The organism is Candidatus Agathobaculum pullicola (genome assembly GCF_052117205.1).
Lineage (GTDB): Bacteria > Bacillota > Clostridia > Oscillospirales > Butyricicoccaceae > Agathobaculum > Agathobaculum pullicola.
Genome location: NZ_JBQKJP010000009.1, coordinates 16,415 through 28,258, shown reverse-complemented (window position 1 = coordinate 28,258; position 11,844 = coordinate 16,415). Strand labels below are relative to the sequence as shown.

General features: G+C 56.6%; 13 protein-coding genes. 9 read left to right on the top strand and 4 right to left on the bottom strand.

Annotated elements, in window-relative coordinates; genetic code table 11:
* Positions 1-39: 39 nt before the first annotated feature.
* From ACTQ3V_RS05335 to ACTQ3V_RS05320, 4 genes are all read right to left on the bottom strand, one after another.
* Positions 40-1,770, bottom strand: coding sequence for an ABC transporter ATP-binding protein (locus tag ACTQ3V_RS05335; RefSeq protein WP_441466613.1), 1,731 nt, complete (start codon positions 1,768-1,770; stop codon positions 40-42).
* Complete coding sequence (locus ACTQ3V_RS05330) at positions 1,767-2,228, bottom strand: MarR family winged helix-turn-helix transcriptional regulator (RefSeq protein WP_441466612.1); 462 nt, start codon at positions 2,226-2,228, stop codon at positions 1,767-1,769. The genes ACTQ3V_RS05335 and ACTQ3V_RS05330 overlap by 4 nt, the downstream gene beginning before the upstream one ends.
* 140 nt (positions 2,229-2,368) lie before the next feature.
* A complete protein-coding gene (locus ACTQ3V_RS05325; protein WP_441466611.1) occupies positions 2,369-2,875 on the bottom strand; it encodes an HD domain-containing protein in 507 nt (168 codons plus the stop codon).
* Positions 2,868-3,185, bottom strand: coding sequence for an MGMT family protein (locus ACTQ3V_RS05320; protein WP_441466610.1), 318 nt, complete (start codon positions 3,183-3,185; stop codon positions 2,868-2,870). Before ACTQ3V_RS05320 ends, ACTQ3V_RS05325 begins: the two co-directional genes overlap by 8 nt.
* Before the next feature lie 225 nt (positions 3,186-3,410).
* On the opposite strand from ACTQ3V_RS05320, the gene gdhA reads away from it, so the two are divergent.
* From gdhA to ACTQ3V_RS05275, 9 genes are all read left to right on the top strand, one after another.
* Positions 3,411-4,754: an NADP-specific glutamate dehydrogenase gene (gdhA, locus tag ACTQ3V_RS05315; protein ID WP_441466609.1), complete on the top strand. Its 1,344-nt coding sequence runs from the start codon at positions 3,411-3,413 to the stop codon at positions 4,752-4,754.
* Positions 4,755-5,012: 258 nt separating this feature from the next.
* Positions 5,013-5,732 (top strand): M23 family metallopeptidase, encoded by a 720-nt coding sequence (locus tag ACTQ3V_RS05310; RefSeq protein ID WP_441466608.1) that lies wholly within the window; start codon positions 5,013-5,015, stop codon positions 5,730-5,732.
* The gene (locus ACTQ3V_RS05305) at positions 5,729-6,292 is read left to right on the top strand and encodes a site-2 protease family protein (protein ID WP_441466607.1); all 564 of its coding nucleotides are present in this window, start codon (positions 5,729-5,731) and stop codon (positions 6,290-6,292) included. Before ACTQ3V_RS05310 ends, ACTQ3V_RS05305 begins: the two co-directional genes overlap by 4 nt.
* A gap of 40 nt (positions 6,293-6,332) precedes the next feature.
* Positions 6,333-6,812 (top strand): CarD family transcriptional regulator, encoded by a 480-nt coding sequence (locus ACTQ3V_RS05300; RefSeq protein ID WP_441466606.1) that lies wholly within the window; start codon positions 6,333-6,335, stop codon positions 6,810-6,812.
* A gap of 50 nt (positions 6,813-6,862) precedes the next feature.
* A complete protein-coding gene (gene ispD, locus ACTQ3V_RS05295) occupies positions 6,863-7,579 on the top strand; it encodes a 2-C-methyl-D-erythritol 4-phosphate cytidylyltransferase (RefSeq protein WP_441466605.1) in 717 nt (238 codons plus the stop codon).
* Between the two features lie 2 nt (positions 7,580-7,581).
* Positions 7,582-8,058 (top strand): 2-C-methyl-D-erythritol 2,4-cyclodiphosphate synthase, encoded by a 477-nt coding sequence (gene ispF, locus ACTQ3V_RS05290; protein ID WP_441466604.1) that lies wholly within the window; start codon positions 7,582-7,584, stop codon positions 8,056-8,058.
* A 345-nt stretch (positions 8,059-8,403) separates the two neighbouring features.
* Complete coding sequence (locus ACTQ3V_RS05285; protein WP_441466603.1) at positions 8,404-9,579, top strand: ABC transporter substrate-binding protein; 1,176 nt, start codon at positions 8,404-8,406, stop codon at positions 9,577-9,579.
* A gap of 248 nt (positions 9,580-9,827) precedes the next feature.
* Positions 9,828-10,709, top strand: coding sequence for a branched-chain amino acid ABC transporter permease (locus ACTQ3V_RS05280; protein ID WP_441466602.1), 882 nt, complete (start codon positions 9,828-9,830; stop codon positions 10,707-10,709).
* Positions 10,710-10,723: 14 nt separating this feature from the next.
* Positions 10,724-11,842 (top strand): branched-chain amino acid ABC transporter permease, encoded by a 1,119-nt coding sequence (locus ACTQ3V_RS05275; RefSeq protein WP_441466601.1) that lies wholly within the window; start codon positions 10,724-10,726, stop codon positions 11,840-11,842.
* The last annotated feature ends 2 nt before the right edge of the window (positions 11,843-11,844 follow it).

Here is an 11,844-nt window from a genome sequence, read left to right as displayed (position 1 = left end):
CGTGACCGCCCATGGGTCCTCTTGTTGCGGGTCCTGCCATTATTCCTCGCCTCCTTTCTTCATCTGCTGGTTGTAAATCTCCTGATAGATAGAATTGTTTGCCAGAAGCTCTTCGTGTGTGCCGACGGCCTGAATCGCGCCGCCGTCCAGAATGACGATCTGGTCGGCGTCCTGTACGGAGGAGATGCGCTGCGCGATAATCAGCTTGGTCGTATCAGGAATCTCTTCCGCGAAGGCACGGCGGATGAGTGCGTCAGTCTTGGTATCGACTGCGCTGGTCGAGTCATCCAGAATCAGCACCTTGGGCTTTTTCAGCAGCGCGCGGGCGATGCACAGACGCTGTTTCTGGCCGCCGGACACGTTGGTGCCGCCCTGTTCAATGTAGGTATCGTACTTATCCGGCATCTGCTCAATAAACTCGTCGGCCTGAGCCAGACGGCAGACACGCTTGAGGTCTTCATCTGTGGCGTGCTCGTCGCCCCAGCGCAGATTTTCCTTGATCGTGCCCGAGAACAGCACGTTTTTCTGCAGTACCATGGCGACCTGTTCGCGGAGCACTTCAATATCGTAGTCGCGCACATCCACGCCGCCGACCTTGACCGAGCCGGTGGTTACATCATACAGGCGCGGGATAAGCTGTACCAGAGTGGACTTTGCCGAGCCGGTACCGCCCAGAATACCGATGGTCTGACCGGCTTTGATGTGCAGGTTGACATCCCGGAGTGCGAGCTTGCTTGCGTCGCCTTTGTAGCTGAAGTTGACGTCATCAAAGTCAATATCGCCGCTTTTCACCTCATTGACCGGGCTTTTCGGGTTGTGCAGGTCGGGCTTTTCTTCAAGCAGCTCCACGATGCGCTCCGCGCTGGCCTTGGACATGGTGATCATGACGAATACCATGGCCACCATCATCAGGCTCATCAGAATCTGCATCGCGTAGGAAAACAGGCTGGTCAGTTCGCCGGTCGTCATGGTGCCGCCCACGATCAGACGCGCGCCGAACCATGAGATGAGCAGCATGCAGGCGTACATGCAAAACTGCATGAGCGGCATAACGCCCGCCATGGTTTTCTGCGCCTTGGAGAACTGGCGGTACAGCAGGCCGGACACACCCTTGAACTTTTCGGTTTCGTGGTCCTCACGCACATAGGCCTTGACCACGCGGATGCCGCGCACGTTTTCCTGCACGACCGTATTCATGCGGTCGTAAGTTTTGAACACGCGCTCAAATACCGGCGCGACGGTTTTCATCAGCACTCCCAGACCGATCGCCAAAATCGGCAGTACGCACAGGAAGATCAGCGCCAGCTGGCTGTTGATCTGGAACGCCATGACCAGTGCGAACACCAGCATCACCGGGCAGCGCACCGCGATGCGTGTACACATCTGGAAGGCGTTTTGCACGTTGGTAACGTCGGTTGTCAGACGGGTGACAATGGAGCCGGTGGAGAACTTATCAATATTGGAAAATGAGAAATCCTGCACCGCATAATACATGTCGTGGCGCAGATTGCGGGCAAAGCCCGTTGAGGCACGCGCAGCATAAGTGCCTGCCGCCGCGCCAAAAATCAGCGCAAGCATGGCGCAGACGATCAGAATGATGCCGTATTTCCAGATTTCCCCCATGTTTTGCGCATCAATGCCCCGGTCGATCAGCAGCGCCATCACTGCGGGGATGACGACCTCCATCACGACCTCCAGCACAACGAAAAACGGCGTGAGCAGCGCTTCTTTTTTAAATGCACGCACGCTTTTTAACAGCCTATTAATCATCCTTGTCCCTCCGAAGCCTTGCATTGATAATTTTCTAAATTGGCGCGGATTTTTTCGCAGACACGAAACCAGACGGCAAGATCTTCCGGATCAATACCCTCTTCCATAAGTGCCTCGGTTTGCGCCATTGCCTGATGGATGCGCTCATACAGCGCCTTGGCCCGGTCGGTCAGCACCAGCCGTTTGAGCCGCCGGTCCTGTTCCACCGGTTCGCGCCGCAGCAGACCGTGATCTTCCATCAGGTTCAGGATACCGGTTGCGGTGGAACGACGGATGCGAAAATGGGTTTCGACATCCCGCTGGAAACGCGCTTCCTTTGCCTGCATCAGGAACCACAGAATCATCGCCTGCATGCCGGTGATGTTGGCTAATTCATCTTTGCCGGTGGTGCAGACCATCTGTCGTTTGAGCAGGTTGCCCAGCATGCCAAGCTCTGTGCCGATTCGCTTTTCGCACACTTTGTTAGCCTCCTTACTATTAGCTTACTAACACATTATAGCTGGTTGAAAGGCAATGTCAACCATCTTCACAGAATGTTCAAAAAAAGCCTGCCGCATGACAGAGCGGCAGGCAAAATACGATTCGCGTTTGTGCAGATTTACGGCTGATAGGGCGGCGTAAGATATAAATTCTGCAAAAATATTCGGCCGGTATGTGTGCGGAATACTTGTTCATCCGCAACTTGACAGGCATCCGGCGGGAGCGTGTCTTCATAAGCGTTGACCAGAAAATCCGCTTCAAGCAGGATACGGAAGTCCTTGTCCTCGGAGGCGGTATAGGTATGGTGGTGTGCAATCAGCCAGAGGACCCGTTCGCACGCTGCCGGATCAGCGTCTGCCCGTTTCAGCAGCGGCGCGGCGACCGCCGGGCCTTCCACCTCCTGCCACTTGCCGGCGGAAGAGCCGTGCTTGTGCTCTGCCTCGTGGATGCCGATGTCGTGCAGGATGGCGGCCGCTTCAAGGGTGTTCTGCGTTTTTTCGTCCAGCCCCTCGCTCTGCCCGATGATGCGGCAGAACGCATAGACCTTCATCAAATGCTGCACGCGGCGCGGGTCGCCTGCGTCGTAGGCGACGGCCAGCTCGGTCAGTTTGGCAATGTCAATCATAGGATAAGCCCTCCCATTGGTATTTCTGCATGTCCACGCGGCCGTCCGGCGTAAATTCCACGCCGTCGGCTTCGAGCATGGCGCGCTGCGTGTCCGCACCGCCGAAGGCAAACGCGGGGGAGGTATGTCCGTCTTTTGTCACCACGCGGTAGCAGGGGATGCCCTCCGGGTCGGGATTTACGTGCAGGGCGTAGCCTACAACTCGTGCCCAACGCGGATTGCCCGCAAGAAAAGCCACCTGTCCGTAGGTAGCCACCGTGCCGCGCGGGATGCGCCGCACAACTGCATAAATTTTTTCAAAAACTGTCATTTTGCAAGTTTCTCCTTTGACTGTTTCATTATATCAGGTAAATGTCACAATTTCTATCCCCTTTCGACAAGGAAAAAATGTATATTTTTAACATGCTAAATTATTGCACTCTTCCGCGAAATACTATATAATAGTTACACACTACCGCGAGTATGTAAGCGATTCCGCACTTTTTCCTGAAAATTGGAAAGAGACTGCGGCAGAAATGTAAGGAGGACAAACAAAATGGCACTTACCAATTCTTACCTCAAGCGCGTATATGAGACCGTGCAAAAGCGCAATCCGAATGAGCCGGAATTTCAGCAGGCGGTTCTCGAAGTTCTCGAGAGCTTTGAGCCGGTTGTCGAAGCCCGTCCCGAGCTGGAGAAGAACGGTATCATCGAGCGCATCGTTGAGCCGGAGCGCATGGTGATGTTCCGTGTTCCGTGGGTAGACGATGAGGGCAAGGTTCAGGTGAACCGCGGCTTCCGCGTACAGTTCAACTCCGCAATCGGCCCGTACAAGGGCGGTCTGCGTTTTCATCCGTCCGTTAACGCTTCGGTTATCAAGTTCCTGGGCTTTGAGCAGTGCTTCAAGAACAGCCTGACCAGCCTGCCCATGGGCGGCGGCAAGGGCGGCTCCGACTTTGACCCGAAGGGCAAGTCTGATGCGGAAGTAATGCGTTTCTGCCAGTCCTTTATCACCGAGCTGTCCAAGCATATCGGTCAGTTCACCGACGTACCGGCGGGCGACATCGGTGTCGGCGGCCGTGAGATCGGCTTTATGTACGGTCAGTACAAGCGTCTGAAGAATGAGTTCACCGGCGTTCTGACCGGTAAGGGCCTGTCCTATGGCGGCTCTCTGGCCCGTACCGAGGCGACCGGTTACGGCCTGTGCTACTACATGAAGGAAATGCTCGCATACAAGGGCACCTCGTTCGAGGGCAAGACGGTTGCGATCTCTGGTTCGGGCAACGTTGCCATCTACGCTTGCCAGAAGGCGACCGAGCTGGGCGCGAAGGTTGTTACCGTGTCCGACTCCAACGGCTTCATCTACGATCCCAACGGCATCAATCTGGATGTTGTGAAGGACATTAAGGAAGTCAAGCGCGGCCGCATCAAGGAGTATGCAGAGCGTGTGCCGGGCAGCACCTATACCGAGGGCCAGCGTCCGTGGAGCGTTAAGTGCGATATCGCGCTGCCCTGCGCGACCCAGAACGAGCTGGACGAGAACGATGCCAAGACGCTGATTGCAAACGGCTGCAAGTTTGTTGCTGAGGGCGCAAACATGCCGTCCACGCCGGAGGCAGTTGCTGCGTTCCATGCAAACGGCGTATTCTTCGGCCCGGCGAAGGCTGCAAACGCAGGCGGCGTTGCAACCTCCGGTCTGGAGATGAGCCAGAACTCGCTGCGTCTGTCCTGGACCTTTGAGGAGGTCGACCAGCGTCTGCACGATATCATGGTCAACATCTTCAAGACCTGCATCACCGCGGCGGAGAAGTACGGCCATAAGGACAATCTGGTCATGGGCGCCAACATCGGCGGCTTCGAGAAGATTGCCGACGCGATGCTCGCACAGGGCGTTTGCTGATTGCTTTATTTGCGGCATACAGCCGCAAATAAGAAACGGTATCGCCAGCCTATGGCTGGGAATACCGATTGCAGAAAAAGAGCTTCGGATTTTCCGAAGCTCTTTTTCTGTTTGTATCGAAAAGTCGGGCAAAGCTCGACTTTTCGATGCCGCTCACAGAGCGGCTGCTTGATGGCGCGGGAGATATGCGAAAGGTACGGCGGCATATTCCTGTCCTGGCTCTGCATAAGCTATACCAAGTGAAAGGAGGCGGCGGACATGACAGGAAAACGTCCGGTGCGCAAGCGTGCAGGCAGCGGAAAAGGCTTACTGCTGGTGGTGGCGCTGGTGCTTGCCGCGGGGATTGTCAAATATACGGATACGCCTTTTGCGGTCGCCGCACGGGAGAAGGCGGCGCAGGTGCTCGCAGGCACACCCGGTGTGGATCAGATGCTTGCTGCATTCGGTGGGGAGGATGCGGATGCGGTGTTTGGGGAGCAGTCCGGCGGGGAGAACGTCTACGCGGCATCCTCGGGCGGTGCGGAAGATGTGCTCGGCCGGGAGCAAAGCCTGTTCCCGGATACGGTGGATGATACGGTGCATGCGCTGTCGTTTGAGCATGCTGTGCCGACGGAAGGGACGCTGACTTCGGCCTTTGGCAGCCGGTTAAGTCCGACCACGGGGGAGCCGGCATTTCATTACGGCTTGGATATCGCCGCAGATGAGGGTACGCCCATCGCGGCTTTTGCCGACGGCACGGTGCGCGAGGTGGGAGAGTCCGATTATGGGAAGTATCTGATTGTTGACCATGCAGACGGGTTTTCCACGTTGTATGCGCATTGCAGCAGCATTTTGGCAGGCGTGGGGGATGAGGTAGAATGCGGCGGTGAAATTGCGCTGGTCGGGCAGACGGGCAACACGACCGGGCCGCATCTGCACTTTGAACTGTGGAAGGACGGCATGGCGCTCGATCCGTCGGACTATCTGGAACTGGCGTGACGCGCGGTCGGGTTGAGGTGCGGGATGGGTTTCTCGTATTGCTCGCTGCGCTGTGGTGCACGGATCGGACAAACGTGCTGCCGCTGGTGCTGTTGGCTGCCGCTGTGCACGAGGGCGGGCATCTGCTGGTGCTGCACCTGTCTGGCGGGCGGCTGCACCGACTGACGCTGACCTGCTGCGGCGCGGTGCTGCACTGCGCACTGCCCGAAGGGCGGTTTGCGCGGGCGGCGGTGTGTCTGGCAGGACCGGCGGCGAGCTTTGCGCTGACCGCGCTGGCACAGGCGTGTGGCTGGTACCGGCTTGCTGGCGCAAGCGTGCTGCTCGGCGCGTTCAATCTGCTGCCGCTGCCGCCGCTCGACGGCGGTATGGTGCTGGAGCACTTGTGCGCGGGCGGTGCGGCAACCGTACGGGCAGCGCTGGCTTTGCTGAGCGCCGTGGGCCTCTTCTGCTGCGGCCTTTGGCTTCTGCGCGCGGGGGGCGGTTGCTGGCTGCTGCTCATCGGTATGCTGATTGGTGTGAAAAGTGCGAAAAACCTTGCCAATAGTGTCAATATGATGTAAGATAAAAAAGATCACAGAGGCTTGCTGGAACGGAGGCATTATGTATCAGATCGGCGATAAGGTCGTTCATCCATTGCATGGCGCAGGCGTGATTGCGGATATTGTCGAGCGCACAATAGACGGTGTGCCTACGACGTATTATGCCCTCAGGCTGGCGCTGGACGATACACAGCTGTTCATCCCGATTGATGCGTGTGAAAAGCTGGGCATCCGCCCGGTCTGTTCCCGTGCGCAGGCGCAGGCGTTTGTACAACGGCTGGACGATATTGCCCGCGGGGAGAATAAGGGATGGAATCAGCGGTATCGGGAAAACATGCTGCACATCCGTTCGGGTGACCTGAGCGAGGTGGCACAGGTAGTCAAAAGTCTTTCCGCACGCGAGAGGGAGCATGGCCTGTCCACGGGGGAGAAGAAGATGCTGCTTTCCGCACGTCAGATTCTGGAATCCGAGCTGTGCTTCGCGCTCAACTGCAGTCCGGAGGAGATCGCACAGGTGATAGATCAGCATTTAGGAGCATAATCAGCAAGGCTTTGCGGCGGAGCAAAGCCTTTTTTCAAAGGAGCATGGATATGCAGGGAAGAAAAAAGAAAAAATCCGTACCCGTTGCGGTGTGTGCGGTCATTGTGGCGGCGGGGTCGTCGCGTCGTATGGGCGGGGAAAACAAGCTGCTGCTGCCGCTTGCTGGCGCGCCCGTGCTGGCGCATACATTGTCCGCCTTTGAGAAATGCGCGGCGGTGCGCGATATTGTGCTGGTTTGCCGCGAACAGGATATCATACCCTATACCGATTTGGCGCGGACATTCGGCATCTCCAAGTTGCGCACGGTCACGCGCGGCGGAGACAGCCGCACGGCATCCGTGCTGGCGGGCATTACGGCGGCTCCCGAGGATACCGTATTGGTTGCCGTGCATGACGGCGCACGACCGCTGGTGAGTGAAGCGGTTATCACCGAGGCGGTGCACGCTGCGGCGGAGTACGGGGCGGCGGCGCCGGTTGTGCCGGTCAAGGATAGCATCAAGCGCATCAAAAACGGCTGTATTGCAGCCGATGTACCGCGTGATACCCTCGCAGCAGTGCAGACGCCGCAGGTGTTCCGGCGAGAGGTGCTGCTGCGCGCGCTGACCGATGCGCAGCGGGAAAACCGTTCGTTTACCGATGATTGCGCGGCGGTGGAAGCACTGGGACAGATCGTGTGCGCCACGCATGGCAGCTACGAAAATATCAAAATCACCACGCCTGAGGATATCCCGGCTGCTGAGGCGTTTTTGAACAGGGAGGAGGACTGAACATGCGTATCGGACACGGATATGACGTGCATCGGCTGGTGGAAGGCCGCAAATGTATCATCGGCGGGGTGGATATTCCGCACGAAACCGGGCTGGACGGACATTCGGATGCGGATGTGCTGGTGCACGCGGTGATGGATGCGCTGCTCGGTGCGCTGGCGCTGGGGGACATCGGCAAGCACTTCCCGGATACCGACCCGCGCTACAAAGGCGCGGACAGTATGACGCTGTTAAAGCATGTGGCGGCTTTGATGGCGAAAGAGGGCTATCGTCTGGGCAATCTGGACGCGACCGTGCTGGCGCAGGCGCCCAAGCTCGCGCCGCATATCATGCAGATGCGCGAGAATATTGCGCGTGCGCTCGGGTGCGAGGTTTCGCGTGTGTCAGTGAAAGCAACTACCGAGGAAAAACTCGGTTTCACAGGCGCAAAACAGGGTATCGCGGCGCATTGCGTTTGTTTGCTCGAGCGGACAGTATAAGGCGAGAACGGACTTGGCAAAAACAGACCCGGATTTATGTTCGGGTCTGTTTTTGCATGCGGCGCAGCGACAGTGCGGAGCAGCGGACAGCGGATGCAAAGAAACCTGCGTAACACTGAAAACGGTTGCATGATTCCTTGCACGGTGGACAAATGTTTTTCGGAAGAAAGCACAAAATTTACATTTTTGTTCAAAAGATAATCGGTATTTTTTCTGAATTTGCATGTGAATTGAAAAAAACAATGCCGCTTTTATAAAACCGTAGTATAATAAAAAATAATCTGAACGCTTTACAGAAAAATTCTGCGGGGCGGGGGAGATTACACAGTAAAGGAGAAGATTACCATGAAGAAAAGTCTCAGCATGCTGCTGGCCGGTTTGATGCTGGTTGGTACGCTGGCTGGCTGCGGCGGCAATACCGCGGGCGGCGATAATGCGGGTACGGATGACGGCAGCGCTTCCGGCGCGGCGTTTAAGATCGGCGGCACCTCTCCGCTGACCGGCGACGCGGCTATTTACGGCAACGCGGTTGCGCGCGGCGCGCAGATTGCGGCCGACGAAATCAACGCGCAGGGCGGCATCCAGATCGAGCTGAAGTTTGAGGATGACGAGAACAACACCGAGAAGGCCGTCAATGCGTACAACACCCTGAAGGACTGGGGTATGCAGTTGTCGCTGGGTTCGGTTACCTCCAAGCCCTGTGAGGCGATTTCGACCGATATCAATACCGACCGCATCTTTGCGCTGACTCCGTCGGCATCCTCTGTGGCCACCACCGAGGGCAAGGACAACGTGTTCCAGATGTGCTTTGCCGACCCGAACCAGGGCACCGCGTCCGCGGAATACATTGCGGACCAGAAGCTCGGCACCAAAATTGCAATCATCTGGAAGAATGATGACGTTTATTCCACCGGTATCCATGACAAATTCGTCAGCGAGGCAGAGGCTAAGGGGCTGGAGATTGTTTCCGACACCACATTCACCGACGCTTCCGCGACCGACTTCTCGGTTCAGCTGAATGATGCTAAGAGCAAGGGCGCGGATCTGCTGTTCCTGCCGATCTATTATAACCCGGCTTCTCTCATCTTGACGCAGGCCAATGCGATGGGTTATGCACCCAAGTTCTTCGGCGTGGACGGCATGGATGGCATCCTGACCGTGGAGAACTTCGACACCACTCTGGCCGAGGGCGTTATGCTGCTGACTCCGTTTAACGCGGACGCTGCCGACGAAAAGACGGTTTCTTTCGTCACCAAGTACCAAGAAGCATACGGTGAGATTCCGAACCAGTTCGCAGCAGACGCTTATGACTGCATCTATGCGTATGCGCAGGCGCTTGAGGCTGCCGGTGCAACGCCGGATATGTCCAACGAGGAGCTGTGTGACGCGATGATCGCCCAGTTTACCTCCATGACCTTCAACGGTCTGACCGGCGAGAATATGACCTGGGATGCTTCCGGTGCGGTTTCCAAGAGCCCGAAGGGCATGGTCATTGAGAACGGCGCATACGTAGGTATGTAAAAACAGGTTTCAGGGAAAACGCTGTTTTCCTTGGATAATGAAAATGGTGTGCGCGGCGCGCACCCGAACACAAAAGACGCAAGTAATCAGCAAAGGAGGGCGCCGCATTTCGCGACGGCCCTCCTTTGTCTATTTTCCCGTTTACCGGCATTATGGGGTGGGGCGACGGCTTGACCGAAATCGCCAAGCCACCGCCCCATCCCACAAACGGATAAGAGAAATGAAAAAGATTTGAGGTGTATGAAACCATGAGCTTTCTCAATCATCTGATAAACGGCATCAGTCTGGGAAGCATTTACGCGATCATCGCGTTGGGATACACGATGGTCTACGGCATTGCCAAAATGCTGAACTTTGCCCATGGCGATGTCATTATGGTCGGCGGTTATATGTGCTTCTGCGCTACCACCTATCTGGGCTGGCCGCCGATTGCGGGCGTACTGCTTGCGGTGGTGGTCTGCACGGCGCTGGGCGTGGTTATCGAGCGGCTGGCGTATAAGCCGCTGCGCATGGCTCCGTCGCTGGCGGTGCTTATCACGGCAATCGGTGTTTCCTACTTTTTGCAGAACGCGGCGCTGCTCATCTGGGGCTCGAGCACGAAGAGCTTTACCTCGGTGGTTGGCGGCGATCCGATTCAGCTGTTTGATGGACAGCTGACCATCACGCGCGTGACAATTGTGACGATTGTGGCGTGTCTCGTTATCATGGTGGCGCTGACGCTGTTTACGGGCAAGAGCAAAATGGGCACGGCGATGCGTGCAGTGTCCGAGGATAAGGGCGCGGCGCAGCTGATGGGCATTAACGTCAACACGACAATTTCGCTGACCTTTGCCATCGGCTCGGGCCTTGCTGCAATTGCGGGCGTACTGCTGTGCTCGGCCTATCCGACCCTGCTGCCCACGACCGGATCGATGCCCGGTATCAAGGCGTTCACCGCAGCGGTGTTCGGCGGCATCGGTTCGATTCCGGGCGCGCTGCTGGGCGGTATCCTGCTGGGCGTGATTGAGATTTTCGCCAAGGCGTACATCTCGACGCAGCTGTCGGACGCGATTGTATTTGCGGTGCTGATTGTCGTGCTGCTGGTCAAGCCGGACGGCTTGCTTGGTAAGCACGTGAGTGAAAAGGTATAAGGGGGCGGAAAATAATGAACAAGTTGAAAAAATGCGCCTCTAAGTTGAAAAAATGCGCCTACAAGTTGAAAAAATATGCTGCCTCCCGCAACGGGCGAGATACGCTGCTGTCTTTTGGCATTGTCATTGTCGCATTCATTGTGGTACAGACGCTGGTGCTCACTGGCAACATTTCCAGCTCGATGAAAGGTCTGCTGGTGCCGATTTGCGCCTATATCATCATGGCGGTATCGCTGAACCTGACAGTTGGTATTCTGGGTGAGTTGTCGCTCGGTCACGCGGGCTTTATGTCGGTCGGCGCGTTTTCCGGCATCGTGGTGACCACGACTCTGGCAGACGCAATTCCTTCCGGCACGGTGCGCCTGATTCTTGCCATCATTGTGGGTGCCATCTGCGCGGCAATCGCGGGTGTAATCGTCGGTGTGCCGGTGCTGCGCCTGAAAGGCGACTATCTTGCCATCGTAACGCTGGCGTTCGGTGAAATCATCAAGAACGTCATCAACGTGCTATATATCGGCAAAGATGCCTCCGGCCTGCACTTTAGCATCCTCGAGCAGAAGTTTCAACTGGCGGATGGCGGCAAGATGATCATTAACGGGCCGATGGGCGTATCGGGCGTTACCAAGCTGTCCAGCTTTACCTCAGGCTTTGTACTGATTTTGATTACGCTTTTCATCATCCTCAATCTGATTAACAGCCGCTCGGGGCGCGCGATTATGGCGGTGCGTGATAACAAGATTGCAGCCGATTCCATCGGCATTGCCACCACGCATTACAAGCTGATGGCTTTCGTCATTTCCGCGGCATTCGCAGGCATGGCCGGTGCGCTGTACGCGATGAACTACTCGACCATCACGGCGGCTAAGTTCGACTTTAACACGTCCATTCTGATTCTGGTATTTGTTGTGCTGGGCGGACTGGGCAACATCTGGGGCTCGATCATCGCCGCAACCCTGCTCACGCTGTTGCCTGAGCTGCTGCGCGCGGTCAATAGCTACCGTATGCTCATCTATGCGATCTTGCTCATTGCAATGATGCTGTTCAATAACTCCTCGCTCAAGGCGCGCCTGCTTGAAAAGCGCGGTATGAGACAAATGAAAAAACTGGAAAAAAGCGAAAAGGAGGGCGCGTGACC

Coding starts and splice junctions, on each gene's coding strand:
- gdhA (WP_441466609.1), top strand. CDS start 3,411: ATGGCACTTACCAATTCTTACCTCAAGCGCGTATATGAGACCGTGCAA.
- ACTQ3V_RS05325 (WP_441466611.1), bottom strand. CDS start 2,875: ATGATTGACATTGCCAAACTGACCGAGCTGGCCGTCGCCTACGACGCA.
- ACTQ3V_RS05275 (WP_441466601.1), top strand. CDS start 10,724: ATGAACAAGTTGAAAAAATGCGCCTCTAAGTTGAAAAAATGCGCCTAC.
- ACTQ3V_RS05335 (WP_441466613.1), bottom strand. CDS start 1,770: ATGATTAATAGGCTGTTAAAAAGCGTGCGTGCATTTAAAAAAGAAGCG.
- ACTQ3V_RS05285 (WP_441466603.1), top strand. CDS start 8,404: ATGAAGAAAAGTCTCAGCATGCTGCTGGCCGGTTTGATGCTGGTTGGT.
- ACTQ3V_RS05310 (WP_441466608.1), top strand. CDS start 5,013: ATGACAGGAAAACGTCCGGTGCGCAAGCGTGCAGGCAGCGGAAAAGGC.
- ispF (WP_441466604.1), top strand. CDS start 7,582: ATGCGTATCGGACACGGATATGACGTGCATCGGCTGGTGGAAGGCCGC.
- ispD (WP_441466605.1), top strand. CDS start 6,863: ATGCAGGGAAGAAAAAAGAAAAAATCCGTACCCGTTGCGGTGTGTGCG.
- ACTQ3V_RS05320 (WP_441466610.1), bottom strand. CDS start 3,185: ATGACAGTTTTTGAAAAAATTTATGCAGTTGTGCGGCGCATCCCGCGC.
- ACTQ3V_RS05300 (WP_441466606.1), top strand. CDS start 6,333: ATGTATCAGATCGGCGATAAGGTCGTTCATCCATTGCATGGCGCAGGC.
- ACTQ3V_RS05280 (WP_441466602.1), top strand. CDS start 9,828: ATGAGCTTTCTCAATCATCTGATAAACGGCATCAGTCTGGGAAGCATT.